Origin of the sequence: Allomuricauda sp. R78024 (assembly GCF_044596045.1) — a bacterium.
Classification (GTDB): Bacteria; Bacteroidota; Bacteroidia; order Flavobacteriales; family Flavobacteriaceae; genus Flagellimonas.
In genome coordinates this window covers 1,024,577-1,047,859 of record NZ_CP138995.1, presented here as the reverse complement: position 1 = coordinate 1,047,859, position 23,283 = coordinate 1,024,577, and the positions used below count along the sequence as shown (strand labels likewise).

The following is a 23,283-nucleotide window of genomic DNA, read 5'->3' as shown; positions in this document are numbered from 1 at the left end:
ATTGGAATAAAATAATTTTAGAAAAAAGCGGTTATAATATCACCATGAACCTAAACAGAAACCAGTTATCGTTATTAATAACTTTTTTCTCTATGTCTCTCATTATATTGTTGTTGTTCAACATTCATTTAGGAGGAGTACAAGAGGAAGAGTATGTTATTGAAATGAGTTTGGCGGATGAGGATATAGTAGAATTATTGAAGGAGGAAGAGGAAAGAATGGAAGAATTGGCCAATAACGATCCTATTAAAAGTCATATGGCCTTTAATGAAACCGCTAAACCTTCTGTTGGTAATCCTGAACCTTTAAAAACACTTGAAGAGATTTTGGAAGAACGCGCTTTGAACAGTGACCAAAGCGAATTTTCTGGTTCTGACAGTGAATATGCAGCACACCTTAAGGAACTAGCCGAAAAACGACAAGAGAAAAAACAATTGCTAGGCGAACGCGAAGCTCAAAAAGAGGAGTTTACCAATAATTTAAAGGACAAGCGTACTTCTATTTCATATTCTCTAATTGAAAGAAACGCTTATTCCTTACCACCACCAATTTACACTTGTATTGAAGGCGGAAAAGTGGTCATTAATATAAAAGTGGACGCATCTGGCTATGTTACCGAAGCTGATTATAACGATCAGAGTTCTGGAACAAGTAATGGTTGCTTGGTGGACAATGCTATTGCCTATGCATTAAAAGCAAGGTTTAGTTCAGATTCTAAAGCCTCCCAAATAGGAACGATAACTTACTTATTCCAAAGGAAGTAATTCCACCAAGTCTCTTAAAATATTCTGCCCTTTATCTTTATTGTACCAGACCTGAAGGTCTTGCTTAAACTCTGAGGTCAGTGTACCATGTTCTTTCTTATAGGCTTCGACCATATCCGTGGCGGTACTAGATCGTGGTCCCCACTCACTTACTATTTCATCTTTCTCCTTATCCAAAACAATCAATTTAGGAATGGAGCGACTGCCATTGGTCAAGAATTCATCCATTAAATCCAAGTTTTCATCCCTTAGTACAATCTTAAATTCAATATTTGGATTAAGTTCTGTAATCTTGTTCATAACAGGTAAGCTAGGTGATGCATCTCCACACCAGCTTTCACTTAGCACTAAAAAGGTAAGTCTAGATTTTACCTTGGAAATCTTTTCTTCAATTTCTGATGGAACTTTTAAAGTTTTGTCCCATCTATTCATGCGGCGATCATTTAGTTCCGTGTAATTGATAAGTGATTCCAATTGATCAACGCCCGTAGTCTGTCTATTTTTGGCTAAATGACGTACTAAATCTCTATATTCCGTATAATCCATTCCGTTTGAAATGCCCTTTTGAACAAGTTCTAAACGTTCTTTCTGTATATTTCCTTCAATTACTTCCATGTGATAATTTTTCCAAAATTAAGTCTCAAAAACTCCACAAGAGCTGACTTTTATCATTGGTTGTATTCCTAACTGAAAACTTACAAAACCAATATTTTGGGAAATGGGTTTGGATATTATTTGTTCAATACTCTTTTCTTTACCATGCCGCCTTTGGTATCATTTATACTGTTCATGACCACAAAAGCATTGGCATCGATTTTATTGAGTTCAATGTTCAATTTCCTAATCTCCAACCTTGTGACTACCGTGTAGATGACATCATATTCATTATGCTCTCCCTTCTTTCCATAGCCGCCACTTGCTTTATAAATGGTTAATCCCCTGCCTAATTTCTCCGTAATCATTACCCTGATTTCTTCGCTTTTTTCAGATATAATGGTTACACCTGTATATTCTTCAATACCATCAAGTACAAAATCCAGAGTTCTTGAAGCAGCTAAATAGGTAAGCATAGAATACAAAGCGGCTTCAATTGATAACAAATAGGCTGCTGCTAAAAAAATCAATATGTTAATCAAAATGATGATATCCCCTATTTTTGTTCCTAGCTTTCTACTTAAAAAAATAGCTAAAACCTCCGTGCCATCAAGAACGCTGCCCCCTCTAATTGAAAGCCCTATTCCGGCACCCAAGAAGAATCCACCAAAAACGGCAACCAACAATTTGTCTTGGGTTACTTCTGGAAATTGAATGAATACCAACGCCAAAGCCAATCCTAAAATTGCCAAAATCGCTTTTATGGTAAATTGTTTTCCAAGTACACGATATCCTAAAAATAGAAATGGAATATTGACCAAAACAATCAAAATCCATAATGGAATTGAGGTGACTTCTGTAACCAATAGTGAAATTCCCGTTGCCCCACCATCAATAAATCTATTTGGCAATAAGAAACTTTCCAAACCAAATGCTGCAGAAAAAATTCCCGTTAAAATGAAAAATAGGTCTTTTAAAATTGGAGGTATCTTCATTGTGGGTTTATAATGGTTAAGAAAACTAAATCACTTTTTGATTCTTTTTAAAGTATCTATAAGATTTCTGGGTTGATGGCCAGACTCTTAAACAATCGTGCTTTTGTATAAAAAAACTTGTTCTGTACCTCGTTCTGTTTGAGAGCCGCATCAATAAGTTTTCCTTCTCTTGAATTAATCAAAAACAGCGAACTCTCACCAAAACTGAATTTCCGCTCTTCTGCATTCAGCAAGGTATTGTAATCTGTTACAATATTGGCAATTAATTGGTTTTGTGTAATGTACGAATCCAATTCACGATAAATAGCAATGACCTTATTCTGAATTTCCACCTGTGCATTGTCCCGCTCAAATTGTGCATCTTGTAGCTTAAACTTTGCCAATTTTAAATCACCTCGTTCTTTCCTCAAAAACAAGGGAAAACGAAAACTTACCCCACCTTTGAAATTGTCAATGTCCAAAGAGTTTATTTGATCAGGAGATTCTGTCAAGAAATTATACTGAACATCCAATATGGGCAGTAACTTATTTGCCTTTAATCGCTTATCTACAACCAAACCATCAATCTTATATTCCAAAGATCTAAGCTTGGGGTGATTTTCCAGCGTAAAGCTATCCAAAGGTTTACCCATGATCTCTAAGGTAACATCAATCTCGCTCTCCACATTTTCATCAGGAATTACCTCCGGTTGTAATTCTACAGGCACATCATTAATCCATAGAAAATTGGAAAGTTCCAAAGATTTTTTCATCAATCTAACTTTGGCCTGCTCCAGGCTCAAAGCCCTATTCTGAACAGCAATCTTAGCTTCAACGGTATCTATTATAGCAATATCCCCGGCTAGAGCACTTTGCTTAACTCCTTCAAATCTCACTTCAGCATTTTGAAGAAAATCATTAAAAATCATAGCATCTTTGTAAGCCCTGAGCCAATCAAAATAAGCTAAAGAAGCTTTGTACAATACCTGGTTTACAAACAAATCCTGATCAGCTTTTGATTGCTCTCTAAAGAATTTCGCTTTTTTAAGGGTGGCCATTCTTTCATTTATCCAAAAACCCTCTCCTAAGGACATTGACACCCCAGCGCTATACAAGCCATCTTCAGGAACTTCTTCATCTGGGTTTATGTGTTCCCCTTGATTTTGCTCAAAATTTCCTTTTAACTCAATTCCAAACCAAGTAGGAACTTTAAACGTTGTGTTTAATCTATCCCAATATTCTGTCCCTTTAAGGTCCTTTCTGTCATAATCCACTTCAATTTTTGGATCGAATCCTCCTCGTGCTTTCATTAAATTAGCTTGTCCTATGGCTATGTTCAGCTGGGCTTGTTTGGCAATGGGGTGGTACTTTTTTACATAGCCCAAGTACTCGTTAAAATTGAGTACGATAGAATCTTGCTGTGCCCGAACCCAAAAAATGGATAGAAAAAAGAGTATCCATATCTGGATTCCTTGCTTATTTCTTTTTAACATCGGCCACTTTATTTTCAGGTTGATAATAATTTGGAGGGAACCCGTTTAGCTGTCTCCATAGCTCAAACCAAATAGGAACGTCTTCTAATAATGCCATGGTATTGGCCCCTGAGCCCACACGTATATCTTTGGGCCATGGTTGATCTTCTTTGTCTGGAGCCAGTAAAACTCTATATTTCCCATTGTCACTTATAAAAGTTTCTATGGCCACTACCTCCCCACCAAAAGTCCCAAAGGAAACATTGGGCCAACCGCTAAAAACAATAGCAGGCCAACCATCAAACTGTATACGGACCTTTTCTCCTATATGTAATAACGGTAAGTCTATGGGTTCCACAAAGGTTTCTACGGCCATATCATACACGGAAGGCATAATACCGACTAATCTGTCTCCTTCCTTAAAAGTTTCACCAATGCCCGATTGTATTGCTTTATTGATAAACCCAGTCTGAGGGGCTTTAATATATAGCATGGCATTACGCATTTCATAATTGGTATATGAATTTTCTAATTTGGTAACCTGTGCTTCAGAATCAAATTGATTGGACTGTGCAGTATACATATCACTCTGTGCTTTGGAAACCTTATCCGTATACTCCGCTTGTACTCTACTAATTTCTACTTGTGCATTTATGACATTGTTCTTGCTCGCCAACAGTTTATTTTCTTGTGAGATTAGTTTGGCTTGAGTTTCCTGCAACTTTAAACGTTTTTCTTCAACATCTGTAACAGCCTTTAATCCTTCTTGTTCAAGCTGAACGACACGGTCGTATTGTCTTTGCGCAATAGAAATATTGGTCTTTGCAGCTTCCAAATCAATACTGTCGCTCTGAACTTTTAATCTAGATTGAAGTAACTTGTTCTTTGCCTGCTCCAATTTTAATCCACGCTCATTGGATATTGCGCCAATCTGCATGTTAAGTGCTTCTACCTTTCCCTCATAAGATGTAACCGCCATTGACTTAGCTTTGATTTGCTGTCCTGTACGTTCCACCAAATTTGGGTCAAAATATTCACTTTTTACCTCAGAGATAAAGAGAATGGTATCCCCTTTCTTTACATAATCTCCCTCGCTAACATACCATTTTTCTATTCTCCCAGGAATAGGTGATTGAATGGTCTGTGGCCGTTGATCGGGTCTTAATGTAGTTAAATAACCTTTCCCTGTAATATTTTGGGTCCAAGGCAGGAAAAGGATAATGAAGGCGATTACAAAAAAAGCAGCCAAAAACCGATTAAAGTGTTTATAATGCGTTCTATAGAAAACTTTCTCAACCGCCTTATAGCCACTAATGTCAACCTTTTCATTTAACTTATTTGGTGATATATTTAGCATTGTCTTTCTATCTTTCGTTAATCAATTTTCCATTTTCCATAGTAATAATGCGCCCGCAACGTTCTATCCATTTTGGGTTTGCGCTTACTATAACCAACGCCCATCCATTGGAGCCATCCGTTAGAAAGTCCATGATTTCCGTAGCTTCATTTTCTGCAAATTGGTCTAATGGGTCTTTTAGGATAAGTAGCTTAGGCTTTGTAACAATACTACGTGCCAAAACAATTTTCTTAGAAATGGTATACGGTAATTGTTTCCCCTCGGGATATAAAACTGTTTTCAATCCTTGTGGTTGTTCTTTAACAAATTGGGTCAATCCTGTTTTCTCCAATGCCCAATACACATCCTCTTGGGAAATATTCTTATTCCCAAATGTTATGTTGTTAAGCAGTGACCCCTCAAATGGAGATTCCTCGCTTAATGACTTTCCCAGATGAGAGCGGTAATAATTAAGGTTTACTCCTTGTAATGCAACATCATTTACAAATATTTTTCCCTGGTCCGGTTCAAAAATACCAGCGATCAACCTTAAGAGTGTTGATTTTCCCGAGCCACTTGTCCCTTGCAATAAAATGGTACAACTAGGTGTAATGGTCAGGGAGACATCATCAATAATTTTCTTATCTCTTTCGGGCACATTATAAGAAATATCCGCAAGTTCAACCACAAATCCTTCGTCTTTTGCAAAAGGTTTTTCCCCATCTTGTGGTTCTAGTTCTTTGTCCACCACTTGCCCCAATTTTTCTAAAGAAGTAAGTAAGTCATAAAAAGTTTCGAGGCCTAAAATCATTTTTTCGACAGAGCTAATCACCAAAAGAATAATAATTTCTGCAGCCACAAACTGTCCAATATTCATCTCTTGATTAAGTACGAGCAATCCTCCAATAAGTAAAAGTCCCGCGGTTACCAGGACCTTAAAACCAATCATTTGGATAAATTGAAGTACTAAAATCTTAAAATGGCCTTCGCGGGCATCTAAATAATTAGCTACCAAAGTGTCATTTTTATCAATACCGTGTGTTGTACCACCTGAAAGTTTAAAACTGACTATGGATCTTGCTATTTCCTGAATCCAATGGGCCACCTTATACTTGTTTTTTGACTCATCCAGACTAGTTTCTAAACCACGTTGCGCAGTGAACTTAAAAACCACATATATGAGCAATAATAGGAGTAGTCCATATATGATAAAGAAGGGATGGTAAAATGACAGTAGCAGCAACCCAAACACAATCTGTAGCAATGCGGCCGGAAAATCTATTAAGATTTTTGAAAGACCCTTTTGTACCGTAAGTGTATCAAAAAACCGATTCGCCAATTCTGGCGGATAATAGTTCCTTAATTCGCTCATTTTTATCTTTGGAAATCTATAAGCAAATTCAAAAGAAGCTCTAGTGAAAATCTTTTGCTGTACGTTTTCAATAATACGCATCTGCATTAACTGTAAAGCTCCTGCAAATGCAACCCCTAAGGTTACTAAAACGACTAGGACAATCCAAGATGTACTTACTTGCGCACCTTGTATTAAGTTAATAATTGCTTGTATACCAAGGGGCAAGGAAAGATTTACTATACCAGCAAAAATGGCATAATAAAAAACTTGAAGCACATCTTTCTTATCCAATGCCAGCATGCCCATTAGGCGCTGCCAAGCAGTAAGAATATTTTTAGGCATTGTTTTTTGGTTTTACGATCCTAAAGACCATGTCTGTAAAGTATTGTGTTGGGGTGGTCGTTTGGTTGCAATCTGTTAGCATGGGAAAATGCTCCTTAAGAAAATACTGATGCAGGCTTCCTTCTAAAACCGTACTTGCTAAACTAGAAGGGTAAGGATAATCACCATCAAGTGATACAATCATTTCATATAAGCGATTTACCAGCCTTTTGTATATTATAAAGTAGCCATCCTTATTTTCCTGATCTACCTCTTTCGTTAGGTATGATTTGGAGTATTCATTAATAACTATCTTGCTCAACAATACCTCGTTTATATGAGAAAAAGAAACATCTTGCTCTACCGTCTGAGTAAGAATCTCAATAGCTTTTCTAAGTTTTTCACTCCGGTCTGTGATACCATTTGTGGCAAAGACCATTTTATACTCCAACCAACCCCAGTACCATGAAGCCAAATAAAGGAGGAGCTTATGTTTGTTTTCAAAATACCTATAAATGGAACTTTCATTGGATTTTATGCGCTCGCCCAGTTTCCTAAATGTGAAACTTTCAAAGCCCATTTCATCAATCATTAAAATGCTCTGTTCAATTATTCTTTTTCCTAAGTCTGATGATTCGGGATCTTTTACGTAAATTTTATCATTGATTCCAATTCGAATTGATTGCATTAATCTTTCCATAAATAAAAGCCGTTATAGATTTTAGACAAATATAACAGTATTACTATTAACATATGATAGTTTAACTACTTATTAACAATAGTAATGCTTTTTTATAACTGATATAATCTTATCTTTATGTTAAAACTATGTCCTAAAACTAAAGCTTATGAAAAGACAGGTTCTATTTTATTTATGTTTTATGCTACTTTCTGGACTACAAGTTACGGCTCAAAACAAAGCACAGCATATAAATTTTAAACACTTTGCTGAGAGCAGAGGTGATTCAGAAAAAGGGATGTTACTCGAGATTCCATATTCTGATATTGTAATGGTTGACAACCACCTAAATTCTTCCTCAGGGTTTGGACTTACAATGAATTTTCATGGAAATATTGTGGTAATAGATCAGATGAATGTTATGCCTGACGGAAGTACACAGGTTGTTCTAAGAAGAGAGGACGGAAGGAATTTTTATGGTTACAAACCTACCATAAAGGCCATTCTGGTTAAAGAAAAAATTGAAAACAATAAATCTATGTAGTTATGAAATCTATCCTGTTTTTATTAATGTTCTCCTTGTTCGCAAATGGTTTAAATGCGCAAGAAAACCATACTGATTTGGTAAAGGTTGGTGACCAACTTGTTATAGGTGAGCCAACTGGTGTTTCATATCAGAATATCAATGTGCCTCGCAAAAATTTCATTATCAAGCGTGGTGGTATCCCCAATATGTCAACTTTAAAAAGCTCAATTGTTACCATTACTAAAATATCAAGTAGCGGCAATCCAATAATTACATTTAAGAGGTCTGACGGGAAAAAGTTTTTTAAAGCTTACAGAACATTGACAGCCGACCTGAAAACTGCAATTGGCAGTGGCGAAATGAGATTAAATGACCATCAGAAAAAAGAAGCGCTCATAAACTAGTCTAATTTATAATGAAGACCGCCCATTTGGTAAGTGGCTGCTTAATTATTTCGTATGGTTTTAATTCATATTATATGCGACTCCCCTCCGCAAGCAAATGATATAGTCGATTTTCTTATCGATGAAAAATTAATGCTCAATGCACTAGTCTCAAATAAAATACTCCATAAACGATTAAAGAATGGTCAAAAGGAAAGTCTTGAACAGACCTTGGTAATGGGTACAACAAAAGCATTGTTATTCAACAAAATAAATAAACGCATTAAAAAAAAGTTTGCAGAAAATCTTCCTCTTATTTATGCTATGCCCATAATTTATATGGATGAAGCTCAAAGTGCAGATCTTAGATCAAGTACTGAAAAGACATAAGGAACGATTATAAAGACTAGACCTTACAATCCGGTTATTTAAATCCGCCGGTGTAATAAATCATTTATACATAAATTTTATTAATGTTTTTCATAATTAATATAAATAAAATTATATGATAACATATTTGCACTTTTGTATGAAATATTTAAAACATGAATAGAATTACTATAGCAAAAGGTGATGGAATTGGCCCTGAAATTATGGATGCCACTTTGCGAATTCTTAAAGCAGCCGGAGCACAGCTTGAAGTCGATGAAATTGAAGTTGGAGAAAATGCTTATCTAAAGGGCAATACTTCCGGAATAACAAAAGAATCCTGGGACATTATTAGAAAAAACAAGGTGTTTTTAAAAGCACCAATAACCACTCCACAAGGTGGTGGTTATAAAAGTCTCAACGTAACGACTCGAAAGTCCTTAGGACTCTACGCCAATGTAAGGCCATGTCGCAGCATTCATCCTTTTGTAAAGACCAAACATCCCAAAATGGATGTGGTCATTATTAGGGAAAACGAAGAAGACTTATACGCTGGTATAGAACATCAACAAACAGATGAAGTGGTTCAGTGTCTTAAGCTCATCAGCAGACCGGGTTGCGAAAAAATAGTGCGATATGCTTTTGAATATGCAAAAAAATACAATAGAAAAAAAGTTACCTGCTTTACAAAAGATAATATAATGAAGCAGACGGATGGCCTATTTCATCAGGTCTTCAATGAAATTGCCATAGAATACCCGGATATTGTTAACGAACACTGGATCATTGACATAGGTGCCGCAAAACTCGCAGACACTCCTGAGAATTTTGATGTGATTGTTATGCCAAATTTATACGGTGATGTACTATCTGATGTCGCTGCTCAAATAACAGGATCCGTGGGACTGGCAGGATCTGCCAATATAGGTGAACAATGTGCTATGTTCGAGGCAATTCATGGTTCTGCACCGAGAAGGGCTGGACAAAATCTGGCCAATCCATCTGGACTATTACAAGGTGCTGTAATGATGCTGAACCATTTAGGCCAGAACACCGTTGCAGAAAAAGTTGAAAATGCTTGGCTCAAGACCATGGAAGATGGTATGCATACTTATGATATTTACGACAAAAAAATAAGTGAGCAAAAGCTTGGCACCAAAGAATTTGCCGAGGCAGTTATCTCAAATCTTAACAAAAGCCCTAAAACCTTAAAGAGTGTCTCCTATAACCAAGCAGGACCCCTAAATCTTCCAAGAACGATAAGAAAACAGCCTGTTTCCAAAGTGCTAAAAGGGGTCGATATCTTTGTTCATTGGCCAGGCTCCAATCCCAATGAGATAGCATTGCAACTGCAGTCCTTGGAAAGCAACCAATTAGCACTTCAAGTTATTACAAACAGAGGTGTCAAGGTTTGGCCCAATGGCTTTGAAGAGACTTTCTGTACAGATCATTGGAGATGTCGCTTTGCCACATCAACAGATGCAAATGTTGAGAAAATAGAAATTCTCAACATACTTAATTCGGCAATTGTGAACAACATAGATGTAATAAAAACTGAAAACCTTTACTTTTTTGATGGAAAGCAAGCTTTTTCAATGGCTCAAGGGCAATAAGCGCAAATTAGTACCCCAAAAAACCATTCCTCAAAAGGGTGCTGTTGATGCATTTAATGTTCGTTTGGTAGAGGGGCTGTTTGAACCTGCGGAATCGGCAGAAGTGCTCTTATCATTGCTCAATTACAAAATAAAGTTTCACACGGTTCAGTCATTAAATTTGAAGGAAACCCAAAACAGTGACCCAGAGCAATCGCAAAAAAGAATAGAGGCTCTTAAAAAAGCAAAAAAAGAGGTAACAGAGCTGGTGGTAAAGGCTAGAAATAAAGGACAAAAACTAGAAATACATAGTACTGTTGAAATAGTCCTTAGATAATGTTAGCCAAAATATTTAGTACTGGTCAAACCATTCAAAATTGGTATTAATTATCTCTTGCTTTTGGTTCTTTAAATAATCAAGGAGCTCCAAAGCCACTGGTGAAAGCTTTTTATTTTTTAGCCAAACTAAATTCCACACAGTAGTGATAGGCAGGTTTTTTATGGGAATTATTTTTAATTCTCCATTGCTCAACTCATTTTTAAGTCCAATCAATGGCATAATGGAACAGCCTAGACCTGCTATCACTGCTTGTTTTACTGCTTCATTGGATGTCAGTTCTATTTTTTTGGCAATGGTAATACTTTTTTGAAGTAAAAAATTCTCCATTGCTGCTCTTGTCGCCGAGCCTTTTTCCCTAAAAATTAGTGGTGTATCCTTAGAGAAAGCGCTTTTACTGAGTTTAACTTTCTCAAAATACTTGGGATTGCCCACCAAGTAGAGTACATTTTTCATTAAATCGATTTTGTTCAAGTTCAAATGATCTGGCAAGACACTTACAAGCGCAAAATCCACTTGATTCTCTTCAAGGCTTTCAACCACCTGCGCCTTATTGGTCACATCCATGTTTAAATCAACTCCAGGGTTATCACGCATAAAACCTGATAAAAAATAAGGCATAACGTATTTACCTGTTGATACTACAGAAACTTTTAACCGTCCTGCCAACTCTCCTTTAAAACTTAGCAGTTTATAATTTATGCTATCTACCTCGCTCAGTATCCTTTGTGCCGCTAAGGATATTTCCATACCAAAATCAGTAATAAACAATTGCCTTCCTACAACTTCTGTCAATGGAATTGGAAATTGATTCTGAAAATTTTTTAATTGAATGGATACCGCTGGTTGCGTTAAATGCAGCTCTTCTGAAGCTTTGGTAATACTTTGTTTTTCAGTGATTTTGGAGAATATTCTGAGCTGGTGCAATGTATAATTCATAAAATATATTTATATAAAGTATAATAAATATAAATAAAAATATATGATTAAAACCTTACACCTTTGTAAAAAATTTAAATTATGCTATACAAACTTTCACACGCTCAAAAACTCTTGGGCAAAAAAACAAATATAAAGGACACAGAAAAATATTACCCAATATACTACGCTCTTATGGGCTTCATGTTCGGTAGCATTCTAATACTTTCTGCACTTAATGATTTTCTATTCTTTGGATGGCTGAGCATCTCAATGTCAATCATATTTGGTCTATTGTCCATTAACATCATTGGAAAGAGACAAACAAAAAAAATCTAAAACAATTTAAAAACTAGAAAAATGGAAACTTTAATCGAGACAAAACAAAAAATACAATTGGTTGATGGCAGCTTCACTCCATCTGAGGCGTGCGATGTTATTACATCTTTGTTGGACCAAAAAATTAATTTTCACAAACTTCAACGTTTATCATGGTCCGAAGGGGACAGAGATGTCAACACCAAATATCCAGATGAAAGAATAGCCGAATTGGAAAGAGAAAAAGTAATTGCGAATGAATTCATTAATAGCTTAAGAAGTGAAGGAAAAAGGCTTCGTATTGATGGTATTCTTAAAATCTCTTTGGAAGAGTAAAACTGAATGGATCTACACCTTCTTATTGATAACTTAACCAATCCCGCTCTATTATTTTTCTTTCTTGGTATCATAGCGGTTCAATTAAAAAGTGACCTTGAAATTCCACAAAATTCATCAAAGTTTATTTCACTATACCTCCTTTTTGCAATAGGTTTTAAGGGAGGGCTAGAGCTCTCCCATAGTGATTTTAACATGGAAATAGTATGGTCACTGTTATTCGGTATTTTTTTAGCTATTTCAATTCCAGTTTTCGCCTATTTTATTCTAAGAAGAAAATTCAGTGTTGAAAACTCCGGCGCAATAGCGGCGGCTTATGGCTCTGTAAGTGCGGTCACGTTTGTGACCGCAATTTCTTTCCTAGAAATTGAAAATATAGATTTTGGCGGGCATATGGTCGCAGTAATGGCTTTAATGGAAGCACCTTCAATTATTGTAGGAGTATTGTTGATGGCCTTTTTCAAAAAAGGAAAAGAAGAGAAAAGCAACTTTAAGAAAGTCTTGCATCATTCTGTAACAAACGGTAGTGTACTATTGATTTTGGGTAGTTTGGCGATTGGCTTTTTGGCCAATGAACATCAAGCAGAAGGCATTAAACCATTCACTACAGATATTTTCAAAGGCTTTCTAGCAGTATTTCTTTTGGATATGGGTATTACTAGTGGAAAAAAACTGAATGATTTTATAAAGAAGGGCTGGTTTGCTCTTATCTTTTCAATTGGTCTACCAGTAATCAATGGTTGCTTTGTAGCTTGGTTCAGTCAATTTATTACCGAAAGTGTTGGGAATCGCTTTCTATTTGCCATTTTGGCGGCGAGTGCATCCTATATTGCCGTACCGGCTGCAATGCGAATAGCTGCTCCAAAGGCCAATCCAAGTCTTTATGTACCAATGGCACTGGCTTTCACCTTTCCTTTCAACATTACTTTAGGAATGCCGCTTTACCTGTTTATAATACAATGCTTTCAACCATAAAGCCATGACAAATGAAAAAGAAAGAATACCCTGTTATTTTTCCAAATCGCAAACCTGATGAAACTCCTTCAAAACCTTACCATAAAAGTTATGAGGTAAAGCTAGGAGCCCCATTTAAAATAGGGGAGCCAGCGAATAAGTCTTATCTATATCTCTATGATTCATTAAAAGAAAATACATCAGACGTAGAACTAATTATACCATCACATAAAATAATCAACCAGACTGTGGTGATTATTGGAATATTGGAACTGACCAATGCGGATCAAAAGGTGATTTTGGAAAGAAAAGATAAAAATGATTTCTATAGAGGGCAAAGCAGGCTGTATGTGAATATTGAGCAAGCCATTATTGCCAAAGAGCTTATTCCTCTATAGATTAAGGTCAAATGGAAAACACAATTTCCATTATCTTTAGATAAAATCTTATCAATGAATAAACACCGATGTGGCTGGTGCGAAGGTGATTCGCTCTACGAAGATTACCATGACAATGAATGGGGCGTTCCCGTAAAAGATGATGAAACGCTATTTGAATTCCTAATTTTAGAAACATTCCAAGCTGGGCTAAGTTGGATTACCGTATTAAAAAAGCGAGAAAATTTCAGAAAGGCTTTTGATAATTTTGATTACAAAAAGATTGCCAATTATGACCAAAACAAAATTGACGAACTTTTAGATAATCCTGGGATAATTAGAAATAAACTAAAAGTAAATGCTACAATTTCAAATGCAAAAGCTTTTATGGAGGTTCAAAAGGAATTTGGAAGTTTTAGCACTTACATTTGGAAGTTTGTAGATGGAAAACCCATTAAAAACAAACTTCAGAACTACAAAGAAGCGCCTGCTAATACACCACTTTCAGACACCATTAGCAAGGATTTAAAAAAACGTGGATTTAAATTTGTTGGAAGTACCGTAATCTATGCCCAAATGCAGGCCACGGGGATGGTGAATGATCATGAGGTAAGCTGTTTTAGGTATGACGAAGTGCATGACCATCCATAGATTTAGATATCGGATTTCCTCAAAATGTGTTTTTCTTTTTGACCAGTGTGCACTATCCTTTTAAAATTTTCATGAAGTAATCCCTTGAAATCTCTTCTGCCCCTAAACTTTCAAGATGTTCCGTATAAACTTGACAATCAATAAGTTTATAGTTTTTTTTCTCAAATTCCTGAACCATTTTTATAAAAGCAAATTTAGATGCATTTGGTTTGGTGCTGAACATACTTTCTCCACAAAAAACATGTCCCAAATCCACTCCATAAAGACCTCCAACCAAAACATCACCTTGCCATACCTCAAAAGATTTGGCAAAGCCTTTCTCAAAAAGATCTAGGTAAGCCAATTTCATTTTTGGAGTAATCCATGTTCCTTCCTGGCCTTTGCGCTCAACTTTTGCGCACTTTTCCAGCACTTCTTCAAAGCATGCATTTTGCGTCAATCTAAATTGATCAGCACGCAATACTTTTCTCATACTTTTTGAAATTTTGATTTTCTCTGGAAATAAAACCATTCTCGGATCAGGGCTCCACCATAAAATCAAAGCGTCCTCATTAAACCATGGAAAAATCCCACTTTTATAAGCCAAAAGCAGCCTCTCTGGAGATAAATCCCCTCCTACTGCTAGAAGACCATCTTCATTGGCAGCTTCCACTGGGGGGAATTCCAACCTATCTCCCAAAAAAAATAAAGGAAGGTTTTTCGAGTCTTTTTCCAAGGTGCAATTTTTAATAAAATTACGGAAAAAGGCTTATAAAATAAGAAGCCCGCCTATATAAACTGAACTCCCAATCAGCATAAAAATCAAGGTGTACGGTAAAATCTCTTTGGCCTTTAATTTTGTAATTCCTAAAAGTGGCAAAGCCCAGAACGGTTGCAACATATTTGTTACCTGATCGCCGTAGGCCAAGGCCATAATTGCCTTAGGCAATGGAACGTCCAACTGCATAGCAGATTCTAATACTAATGGTCCCTGCACAGCCCATTGACCACCCCCACTTGGAACAAAAATATTGACAAGCCCAGCGCTTAAAAAAGTGAAAATGGGTAGCGTCACCGTGGTGCTTATTGAAACAAAAAAATCCGAAATACTATTAATCATACCACTGCTCCCCATTATCCCCATAATACCAAAATACAATGGAAATTGAATCAAAATCCCGGCAGTGTCCCCAATAGCTTCTTCTACAGCAACCAAAAAACTCTTAAAACTTCCGTGGAGGATGATTGCCAGGCCCAACATAAAGAAATTGAGCATGTTTGGAGTGATGTTAAGAGTCTTTAGAGCTGGTAAATATTGAAGCAAAAAAGCAATTAAAATTAAAACCCCAAAGCATGTAGCTGCTATTTTTGAGTAATCCAATTTTTCCGCTCCTTCCAGATTTTCCTTCTCAACAGATTTAAATTTGTACTCTTTTAAATTAACATTGCTGGGACTTACTCTTTTCCCAAGATAATACACCGTAATGGCAATAGACAAAGTTACAATGGTAAATAGAACAAGATTCCAATAACTGAATACCGTAAGCGAGGTAGAAATGGTTTCTGGCAATTGACCTAGGAGTTCAACGTTGGAAATTCCTTCTAATAAGCTTTTTAAGTGCCCTGCTTCTGAAACCTTTATTGGAGCAGATCCACTTATTCCCCCATGCCAAACCATTAAGCCCACATACCCAGAAGCGCCTATTAAAGGATAATTGATTGGGATGTTATTTGCTTGTGCATATTCACCAACTTTTCTAGCTAAAATAGCTCCAAAAATCAGCCCTAATCCCCAATTAAAAAAGGAAACCAACATTGTTGGCAATGCCACCAATACAGCGGCGTTAGAAGTGTTTTTTACAAGCTTGGTAATTCCCAGAATTAACCGTTCCATAGGTTTACTCAAAACCAAAACATGACCCAGAACCAAAATGAGCATCATTTGGTACGCGAATACCAAAAGACCATTGTTCCAAATTCCATTTTCCCAATAGGAAAGAACAGCCGCAAAATGATTTTTATCCGAAGTGTTTTCAGTAAAAATTAAAGCAAGTGCAATAGTCAGTACTGTTAAAAGTACTGCAATGGTAAAAGGTGAAGGTAAATACCTTCTAAATACACGTTCTATTACCTTGGTAAGACCCAAAGCGGACTAGAATGGCAAATCGTCGTGATCTTCCTCTTTAAGGTTATCTGCGGGTTCAAAAGCTTCCATTGGTGGAACCGGTGGCATATTTTCTGCAGCACCCTCCGTTTGCAAGTTCTCTACTCGCCAACCTTGTACAGAGTTAAAATATTTGGTCTCCCCTTGTGGGTTTACCCACTCTCTACCTCTTAAATTGATGCTCACTTTTACCATTTGCCCCACACTGTAACTGTTAAGCAAATCGCATTTATCTTGCACAAATTCAACCAAAATATGCTGAGGATATTGCTCCTCTGTAGTAATTACCAATTCTCTTTTTCTGAAACCATTGTTACCGTAGGTTTTGGTTTCATCAATCATTTTAATTTTTCCTTGGACTTCCATCTATGCTACTTTTCAATAAGCATCAAAAATACATAAAATGAACCCTAATAAAAACCATGTAGAACAACGAACTATCAACATATTTTTACATTTTCTTCTATCTTTAATCACAATTGAACCAAAAAAATGAACTTTAGCCCCAAAAAGAAGGCTTCCAATATTACCCTATTGATTTCGGCATTCGTTATTGTAAGCCTAATTCTTTGGAACACAAATAGTTTCTTTAAGAATTTTAAGGAAGAGGAACGGTTAAAAATGGAAATTTGGGCAACCGCTCAGTTAGAGCTCATCCAATCTTCCGTAGACCAAGAATTGGGAAACTTAACTTTAAAAGTTATGGGCAATAACACCTCTACCCCAATGATTTTGGTAAATGAGGAAGGTTCCATAAAAACACACAATATTTCTGAGGAAAAAGCAGCAGACAGCATTTACATTCAAAAAAAAATAAGGCAGTTTGAAAGTGAGAATGACCCCATACACATTATTCAAGAAGAGGAGCTGTTGGAAACGCTTTATTATGGAAACTCAGAAGTTCTGAATAAATTGAAATATTACCCTTTAGCCCTATTGTTAATAATTTTTCTTTTTGGAACGGTCATTTTCTTTTTCTTCAAAACAAACAAAGCATCAGAACAAAATAAACTTTGGGCCGGAATGGCAAAAGAGACTGCACATCAAATAGGAACTCCACTAACTTCGCTTTTAGGTTGGAACGAACTTTTGAAATCTGAAAGTATCAACCCAGATATCACCAAAGAAATTGCAAAGGATATTACCAGGCTGGAAACCATTACCGACCGTTTTTCAAAAATTGGGTCCATTCCAGATCTGGAAGTGCATGACATTGTTTCAGAAACTGAAAAAGCATATGAATATTTAAAACGGAGAAGTTCCAAGCTTATACATTTTTCTTTTACTTCTGGTATTGATGAATTACCTGTTCTTTTAAATCCCCCTTTGTTTAATTGGAGCATTGAAAACCTTGTAAAAAATGGAATTGATGCTATGAAAGGGAGAGGAAATATTACGATAGAGATTGAGAAAAAAGGTCAATTTGTAAATATTTTGGTTTCAGATACAGGACATGGCATTCCAAAAAGTGATTTTCAAAGTATTTTTAGTCCAGGGGTGACCTCCAAAAAAAGAGGTTGGGGGCTAGGGCTTTCATTGGTAAAAAGAATTGTGGAAGAGTACCATAAAGGAAAAATTAAAGTACTTTCGTCAAGTAAAGAAGGAACAATCATGCAAATTTCCCTTAAAGCAAATGTTTAATGAGTCATGGCAAAGGAAAAACAGATTGCAATAAAAGAAGCCGAAATTACCAATAACTGCCCTGAGTGCTTTAACCAGGAGCTTAAGCTCACTTTTTACCAGAAACATACTTACAACCCGTTTTTTCATAGGACTACAGATCAAGTTACCCATGAGATAAAATGTAAGAAATGTTATTCTCTAATTTATCCTGTAAACTGGACTCCAGATATTGAAAAGGTTTTTGAGTATTATAACAAACTGGTAACTCCTGATAGAACCTCGGTAAAGTTCACTACACTTTTCTTCATAATACTGTTGCTCATTCTAGGCTTAGGTGGAACGGCTGTCTATTTTTATATGGAAGGTCTTATTTAAGATAACTTCTGATTTTTTCTGCAATAGATTCAAATTCTTCAGGGCCCATGCTTTCTTTGTGACCAAAAGTTGCATTCTTCATACTATGAAGCGGAATTAGGTGTACATGAACATGAGGAACTTCCAAGCCTATAATCGTCATGCCCACTCGCTTACATTCTATGGCTGCCTCAATGGCCTTTCCTACTTTTCTGGAAAATACCATGAGCTTGGTATATGCTTCTTCATCTAAATCCATTAATTTATCCACTTCTTTTTTTGGAACGCAGAGCGTATGCCCTTTTGAATTTGGATTGATATCTAGAAAAGCAAAATTGTCTGAGTCCTCCGCTATCTTATAACAGGGAATCTCTCCACTAATGATTTTGGTAAAAATACTGGGCATGCTTGGTTTGGTTTGGTTTTGAATAAAAAATCCCGCTAGGAACGAGATTAAATATAAGGATTATAGCATCTTCTAATCTCGGGTAATCTCCAAAATATCAAATTTTAACGTTCCATTGGGCACAGTAATTTCCGCAACATCCCCAACCGACTTGCCTAATAATCCTTTCCCTATAGGAGAAGTAACAGATATCTTACCTGTCTTGAGGTCAGCCTCACTCTCGGCTACCAAGGTGTATTTCATTTCCATGCCATTGGTTTGGTTTTTCAACTTTACAGTAGATAAAACCAATACTTTTGAAGTATCTAATTGAGATTCGTCTATTAGTCTGGCATTGGCAAGAGTTTCCTCCATTTTGGAAATCTTCATCTCTAAAAGACCTTGTGCTTCTTTGGCTGCGTCATATTCAGCGTTTTCAGATAAATCTCCTTTATCCCTTGCTTCTCCTATGGCTTGGGAAGCTTTAGGTCTTTCCACATCTTTTAAGTAGTTGACTTCTTCCCTTAGTTTTTTTAATCCTTCTGCTGTATAATAAGATACTTTACTCATATCGCCATATTTTAATACAAAAGAACACTGAAGAAAATACAATTATTTTCCCAATGCACTTTATTGCTACAAATACAAAAAATCCCCAACTGCCTCTATGACAAGCATAGGTTTTTAGCGAGGATTTAACGCAAATATAGGTATTTTTTGCCCAAATTTGTCCAAATAACGTTTTGAAATCCACACTATGAAGCACTTCTGGAGCTGTATTTTATTGATTTTTCTGATTTCTTGTGACTCTGATAGTACCAACAGAAATCCTTTCCTTCAAGAAGTAAGTTTTAGATTTGACCTCAATTTGAATCTTCCACTTTATAGCGGGCTAAATAACATTGGCAACCCTGTCTATGTTGGAAACAACGGTGTAGGAACTCGTGGTGCTTTTGTAATAAAGTCTGGGTTAGATACCTTTTTTGCTTTTGAAGCAAGTTGCCCCAATCATGCACCCAATAATTGTTCTACAATGACCATTGATGGGCAAAATGTGATATGTTCGTGTGAGGATTATACCTATAGCCTTTTTACTGGGCAGCAATTGGACAGGCCCAATGACGGCAATCGTTATTATGATTTGCTTTTTTATAGAGCCACACAAAGCGGAAACACCATAACTATTTCCAACTAGTTGCCATCAGTGGTTCCCCAATATTTTATCCATAACCCAACTGGTATGCAGTCCAGAATCCCCCAAAGAAGGATGTATTGCTTTTCCAAAAAGGTGCTTTTTTATATTTTGCACATGAAATTGCTGAATATGTATAGGATGTGGAATTTCTAAAACTTGATGTCCCGAAGCATTCTCCAATTCAATTGGGCCTTCATCGAAAACGGAAAAACTTATTTTCCCCTCAGAACCTAATATTTCAGCTTTATCAATACGGTGGTAGGTTCCAAAATTCCAATTACCCTCTCCTGTAATTCCACCATCATGAAGCCAAGTTCCCGCAATGGCATCATTAGCAGAATATAAGCCTTGCTGATTTATAGCAGTACCATGAGCTTCTTTTACATCTCCCAATAAATACACAAATAAATCCAACCCATGACTGGCCAGGTCATCAAAATAACCACCGGGGGCAATAGCTTTGTCTGTTCTCCAATTGTATTCCCTGCTTAAATCTATATCACTGGGAGGTTTTGTTTTCTGCCAATGAATGTGTCTTACCTCTCCTATTAATTTCTGATCTAACCATTCTTTTATTTTTTTAAATCTTGGAAGGGAACGACGATAATAAGCAATGAAAAGCGGTAGATTTTTTGTTTTAAAAGCTTGATAAATGGCCAAACTATCTTGATAATTTGGAGCCATTGGTTTTTCTATACAGCATGGTTTACCGACTGCTGCAACCTGAAGTGCATAAAACTTGTGGGTATCTGGCGGAGTAGCAATATAAACGGCATCAATGTCAGGATTCTCGATAACCTCATTTGCGTTGGTCGTCCAATTTGGAACTTTGTGTCTTTTAGCATAATCCTCTGCCTTTTCAGCGTTGCGCCTCATTACCATATTCACCTGGAAATCTTGGGTCATTTGATAGGCTGGGACACTTTTTTTCTCAGTAACATTTCCGCAACCTATAACGCCCCATCTTATGGGTGATTTGTTAAAAAAAGAAAGGGATTCTGTCATCTTTTATAAAAATACAGAATCCCTTAAAATAGTATTGGTTCTTGCTAGAAATTAACTGTGGCTCCGAATAAAAAATTGATGCCAGCCTGCGGATAAAGTCCAGCTTGTTCTACTGTGGTATCACCATCATCAAAGGTGAAAAAAAAGCCATTTGACACGATGTCCGCATCAAAAATATTGTTGACCAAGCCAGAAAGCACAATACTCTTTATAAAAGAGTTTGTTTCAATAACATACTGCACATTAAAATCTGTTTGCGAATAACTTTCCAGAACAGAAGTTTCAGAATCGATATTACCCATGTATTGTTTCCCTACAAATTTTGAAAGTAAGGATAACTGAAAGTTTTCGTTTGGCAAAAATGAAAGAATATTACCTGCTACTACATTAGGTGAAAAAGCAATATTTGTATTTCCCAAATCCTGAAGCGCTCCATCTCTTTGAAAAAGAAAATCGATATTTCTATTATCACTTAATGCAACATTTGGTCGCAATGCAAACTTATTTCCTAATTTGATGTTTGCATCTATCTCCAATCCCAATCGATAGCTGTCTCCGACATTGGCGCGTAATGGCGCGCCTACATCATTTAACTCTCCAGTAAGCACCAACTGATCTTTATAGCGCATATAATACACGTTGGTATTCAGCTGAAAATCTGGTGACACATACCGCCATCCCAACTCAAAATCATTTAACCGTTCTGGTTTGGGATTTCCATTCTCGTAGTCGTTTCGGTTGGGTTCTCTATTGGCAACAGCATATGAAAAATAGAAATTATTGCTTGGGTTCAGATTAAAAGTAATCCCGGTCTTTGGATTGAAAAAGTTAAAAGTGTCATCAACCAACCCTGTATCCTCACCATTGGCCTCATAGCTTACTCCTCTATACTGTAAATCTCCAAATATGGACCACTTACTATTTAGTTTATAGTTGGCCTTTGCGTAACCGTTAAAATCAGTTTTGGTAGAATTATCATCATAATACCGATCTCTAATATTGCTGTTGCTGGCAAAACGGGCCCAGATAACTTCTCCAAAGTGGTCCCCCTTATACACATTATAGCCTCCTCCAAAAATTAGGGTCAAATTTTCTTTCTTGTGATTTAGAGACAAAACCGTACCATAGAAATCATTATCCAACCATCTTCTCCTAATCAGATCTGTTGTATTTACCGCTTCTCCGTTAACGGTTAACGGCTCAAAACCATAGGTTGCAAAATCATCATCTTCTCTAAATTGCTCAAAATAACCCCTTCCCCTTGTATAATGAAACGCGATATTGGAACTCCACCCAAGACCAATACTTTCATTCCAATGTAATTGAAAATGGTCTTGTTTGTAATTGTCCACTTCTCTATCGTAAAACTGAGTGTTGCCATTTTCGTCCGTATATATTCCGGCTGGGTTAAAAGTTCGATTGGTTCTTAATGTTTCCGCATCAATTCCAAACCAGGACTGGTAGGTAATCTCATGGCCTCCAAAAAGCAATGCTTTAATCAGCGTATTATCATCTTTATAAGTCCCCTGCAAAAAATATGCATCCAGTTCTGAGCTTGCCCTATCCACATATCCATCAGAGGTAATTCTTGATAGTCTTCCTGAAATCTCAACATGGTCGTTGAGCAGACCAGTGCTAAACTTTAGATTATTCCTTAGGGTATTAAAGCTTCCAATGGATGAGGATATTCTTCCATAAGCTTCTTCAGTAAAGGCATCTGTCAATAAGTTTAAGCTTGCGCCAAAAGCTCCGGCACCGTTTGTAGAAGTACCCACTCCCCGTTGCAATTGAAGACTTTCTGTAGATGAAGCAAAGTCAGGCATATTGACCCAAAAAGTTCCTTGTGACTCGGCATCGTTATAAGGAACACCGTTAATGGTCACATTTACCCTTGTTGCATCGCTACCTCTAACACGGATGCCCGTGTAACCAACTCCCGCTCCAGCATCTGATGTTGTGACAACTGCAGGTAAAAAATTCATCAAAATTGGGATGTCTTGCCCCAAGTTTCTAGGAGCAATATCTTCTTTGTCCAAATTGGAAAAAGTAATGGGAAACTCTTTTGTTACCCTAATCGCTTGAACCAACACTTCGTCCAGTACAATTTTTTTACCTTCTAAAGAATCTTTTGGTTTTTCTTGTGCACTGCCACTGAGTGCCAGCCCGCAAAGGGCCATAGTTGTGAATAAAGTTTTCATTCGTAAAAATGTTACGAATAAAAGGGGCCATTATTCTTGTTAAAAAATGGTTTTTGTTTCAAAAGAAACATGGAAATTCCAAGATGCGCTATGCGCATTCCCTTGGCAGCATTACCCGCCCAGGT

Annotated in this window: 28 protein-coding genes; 14 read left to right on the top strand and 14 right to left on the bottom strand. The window is 36.7% G+C overall.

What is annotated here, in order from left to right:
• The first annotated feature begins 44 nt into the window (after positions 1-44).
• Positions 45-764: a hypothetical protein gene (locus tag SJY44_RS04700; protein ID WP_298924214.1), complete on the top strand. Its 720-nt coding sequence runs from the start codon at positions 45-47 to the stop codon at positions 762-764.
• Here SJY44_RS04700 and SJY44_RS04695 read toward each other — a convergent pair.
• From SJY44_RS04695 to SJY44_RS04670, 6 genes are all read right to left on the bottom strand, one after another.
• Entirely contained in the window at positions 747-1,379 is a 633-nt protein-coding gene (locus tag SJY44_RS04695; RefSeq protein WP_396591475.1) for a thioredoxin family protein, read from the bottom strand. The two genes, SJY44_RS04700 and SJY44_RS04695, sit on opposite strands and share 18 nt — an antisense overlap.
• Before the next feature lie 116 nt (positions 1,380-1,495).
• Complete coding sequence (locus SJY44_RS04690) at positions 1,496-2,353, bottom strand: YitT family protein (protein WP_396591474.1); 858 nt, start codon at positions 2,351-2,353, stop codon at positions 1,496-1,498.
• A 56-nt stretch (positions 2,354-2,409) separates the two neighbouring features.
• On the bottom strand, positions 2,410-3,825 hold the full coding sequence (locus SJY44_RS04685; RefSeq protein WP_396591473.1) for a TolC family protein: 1,416 nt from the start codon (positions 3,823-3,825) through the stop codon (positions 2,410-2,412).
• Positions 3,809-5,161, bottom strand: coding sequence for an HlyD family secretion protein (locus tag SJY44_RS04680; protein ID WP_396591472.1), 1,353 nt, complete (start codon positions 5,159-5,161; stop codon positions 3,809-3,811). The genes SJY44_RS04685 and SJY44_RS04680 overlap by 17 nt, the downstream gene beginning before the upstream one ends.
• A gap of 7 nt (positions 5,162-5,168) precedes the next feature.
• On the bottom strand, positions 5,169-6,836 hold the full coding sequence (locus SJY44_RS04675; RefSeq protein WP_396591471.1) for a peptidase domain-containing ABC transporter: 1,668 nt from the start codon (positions 6,834-6,836) through the stop codon (positions 5,169-5,171).
• Positions 6,829-7,515, bottom strand: coding sequence for a TetR/AcrR family transcriptional regulator (locus SJY44_RS04670; protein ID WP_396591470.1), 687 nt, complete (start codon positions 7,513-7,515; stop codon positions 6,829-6,831). The genes SJY44_RS04675 and SJY44_RS04670 overlap by 8 nt, the downstream gene beginning before the upstream one ends.
• 148 nt (positions 7,516-7,663) lie before the next feature.
• On the opposite strand from SJY44_RS04670, the gene SJY44_RS04665 reads away from it, so the two are divergent.
• The 5 genes from SJY44_RS04665 (at position 7,664) to SJY44_RS04645 (ending at position 10,701) form a co-directional block, all read left to right on the top strand.
• A complete protein-coding gene (locus SJY44_RS04665) occupies positions 7,664-8,038 on the top strand; it encodes a hypothetical protein (RefSeq protein ID WP_298924202.1) in 375 nt (124 codons plus the stop codon).
• Between the two features lie 2 nt (positions 8,039-8,040).
• Positions 8,041-8,424, top strand: coding sequence for a hypothetical protein (locus SJY44_RS04660; protein ID WP_396591469.1), 384 nt, complete (start codon positions 8,041-8,043; stop codon positions 8,422-8,424).
• Between the two features lie 54 nt (positions 8,425-8,478).
• Entirely contained in the window at positions 8,479-8,793 is a 315-nt protein-coding gene (locus tag SJY44_RS04655; RefSeq protein WP_396591468.1) for a hypothetical protein, read from the top strand.
• Between the two features lie 155 nt (positions 8,794-8,948).
• Positions 8,949-10,385, top strand: a complete 1,437-nt coding sequence (locus SJY44_RS04650; RefSeq protein ID WP_396591467.1) for an NADP-dependent isocitrate dehydrogenase — start codon at positions 8,949-8,951, stop codon at positions 10,383-10,385.
• Positions 10,348-10,701 carry a hypothetical protein gene (locus tag SJY44_RS04645; RefSeq protein WP_396591466.1) on the top strand — a complete coding sequence of 118 codons (354 nt, stop codon included), beginning with the start codon at positions 10,348-10,350 and terminating at the stop codon, positions 10,699-10,701. Before SJY44_RS04650 ends, SJY44_RS04645 begins: the two co-directional genes overlap by 38 nt.
• 15 nt (positions 10,702-10,716) lie before the next feature.
• Here the strand turns inward: SJY44_RS04645 and SJY44_RS04640 are convergent, their stop codons facing one another.
• Positions 10,717-11,640, bottom strand: a complete 924-nt coding sequence (locus SJY44_RS04640; RefSeq protein WP_396591465.1) for a LysR substrate-binding domain-containing protein — start codon at positions 11,638-11,640, stop codon at positions 10,717-10,719.
• Between the two features lie 81 nt (positions 11,641-11,721).
• On the opposite strand from SJY44_RS04640, the gene SJY44_RS04635 reads away from it, so the two are divergent.
• Genes SJY44_RS04635 through SJY44_RS04615 form a run of 5 tightly spaced genes read left to right on the top strand, consistent with a single transcriptional unit; the run spans position 11,722 to position 14,255 of the window.
• A complete protein-coding gene (locus tag SJY44_RS04635) occupies positions 11,722-11,958 on the top strand; it encodes a hypothetical protein (RefSeq protein ID WP_298924190.1) in 237 nt (78 codons plus the stop codon).
• A 21-nt stretch (positions 11,959-11,979) separates the two neighbouring features.
• Positions 11,980-12,273, top strand: a complete 294-nt coding sequence (locus SJY44_RS04630; RefSeq protein ID WP_298924188.1) for a hypothetical protein — start codon at positions 11,980-11,982, stop codon at positions 12,271-12,273.
• Between the two features lie 6 nt (positions 12,274-12,279).
• A complete protein-coding gene (locus tag SJY44_RS04625; RefSeq protein WP_396591464.1) occupies positions 12,280-13,248 on the top strand; it encodes a sodium-dependent bicarbonate transport family permease in 969 nt (322 codons plus the stop codon).
• A gap of 11 nt (positions 13,249-13,259) precedes the next feature.
• Positions 13,260-13,625: a hypothetical protein gene (locus SJY44_RS04620; RefSeq protein WP_298924184.1), complete on the top strand. Its 366-nt coding sequence runs from the start codon at positions 13,260-13,262 to the stop codon at positions 13,623-13,625.
• 54 nt (positions 13,626-13,679) lie between these two features.
• Positions 13,680-14,255 carry a DNA-3-methyladenine glycosylase I gene (locus SJY44_RS04615; RefSeq protein ID WP_396591463.1) on the top strand — a complete coding sequence of 192 codons (576 nt, stop codon included), beginning with the start codon at positions 13,680-13,682 and terminating at the stop codon, positions 14,253-14,255.
• 52 nt (positions 14,256-14,307) lie between these two features.
• Here the strand turns inward: SJY44_RS04615 and aat are convergent, their stop codons facing one another.
• Genes aat through SJY44_RS04600 form a run of 3 tightly spaced genes read right to left on the bottom strand, consistent with a single transcriptional unit; the run spans position 14,308 to position 16,764 of the window.
• The gene (gene aat, locus SJY44_RS04610; RefSeq protein ID WP_396591462.1) at positions 14,308-14,970 is read right to left on the bottom strand and encodes a leucyl/phenylalanyl-tRNA--protein transferase; all 663 of its coding nucleotides are present in this window, start codon (positions 14,968-14,970) and stop codon (positions 14,308-14,310) included.
• A gap of 33 nt (positions 14,971-15,003) precedes the next feature.
• Positions 15,004-16,380: a short-chain fatty acid transporter gene (locus tag SJY44_RS04605; protein ID WP_396591461.1), complete on the bottom strand. Its 1,377-nt coding sequence runs from the start codon at positions 16,378-16,380 to the stop codon at positions 15,004-15,006.
• Between the two features lie 6 nt (positions 16,381-16,386).
• Positions 16,387-16,764: a DUF3127 domain-containing protein gene (locus SJY44_RS04600; RefSeq protein WP_298924176.1), complete on the bottom strand. Its 378-nt coding sequence runs from the start codon at positions 16,762-16,764 to the stop codon at positions 16,387-16,389.
• A 126-nt stretch (positions 16,765-16,890) separates the two neighbouring features.
• On the opposite strand from SJY44_RS04600, the gene SJY44_RS04595 reads away from it, so the two are divergent.
• Complete coding sequence (locus SJY44_RS04595) at positions 16,891-18,039, top strand: HAMP domain-containing sensor histidine kinase (protein ID WP_298924174.1); 1,149 nt, start codon at positions 16,891-16,893, stop codon at positions 18,037-18,039.
• A 6-nt stretch (positions 18,040-18,045) separates the two neighbouring features.
• A complete protein-coding gene (locus SJY44_RS04590) occupies positions 18,046-18,396 on the top strand; it encodes a hypothetical protein (RefSeq protein ID WP_396591460.1) in 351 nt (116 codons plus the stop codon).
• Here SJY44_RS04590 and SJY44_RS04585 read toward each other — a convergent pair.
• Positions 18,389-18,781, bottom strand: a complete 393-nt coding sequence (locus SJY44_RS04585; RefSeq protein ID WP_396591459.1) for an HIT family protein — start codon at positions 18,779-18,781, stop codon at positions 18,389-18,391. The two genes, SJY44_RS04590 and SJY44_RS04585, sit on opposite strands and share 8 nt — an antisense overlap.
• 72 nt (positions 18,782-18,853) lie before the next feature.
• Positions 18,854-19,330, bottom strand: a complete 477-nt coding sequence (gene greA, locus SJY44_RS04580) for a transcription elongation factor GreA (RefSeq protein ID WP_298924169.1) — start codon at positions 19,328-19,330, stop codon at positions 18,854-18,856.
• Between the two features lie 187 nt (positions 19,331-19,517).
• Between greA and SJY44_RS04575 the strand changes: the two genes are divergently transcribed.
• Complete coding sequence (locus SJY44_RS04575) at positions 19,518-19,955, top strand: Rieske (2Fe-2S) protein (RefSeq protein WP_396591458.1); 438 nt, start codon at positions 19,518-19,520, stop codon at positions 19,953-19,955.
• Positions 19,956-19,961: 6 nt separating this feature from the next.
• On the opposite strand, the gene SJY44_RS04570 is transcribed toward SJY44_RS04575, so the two are convergent.
• Together SJY44_RS04570 and SJY44_RS04565 are read right to left on the bottom strand one after the other, a co-directional pair.
• Positions 19,962-20,960: a Gfo/Idh/MocA family protein gene (locus tag SJY44_RS04570; RefSeq protein WP_396591457.1), complete on the bottom strand. Its 999-nt coding sequence runs from the start codon at positions 20,958-20,960 to the stop codon at positions 19,962-19,964.
• 44 nt (positions 20,961-21,004) lie between these two features.
• Positions 21,005-23,158 carry a TonB-dependent receptor gene (locus SJY44_RS04565; RefSeq protein ID WP_396591456.1) on the bottom strand — a complete coding sequence of 718 codons (2,154 nt, stop codon included), beginning with the start codon at positions 23,156-23,158 and terminating at the stop codon, positions 21,005-21,007.
• Positions 23,159-23,283: the final 125 nt, after the last annotated feature.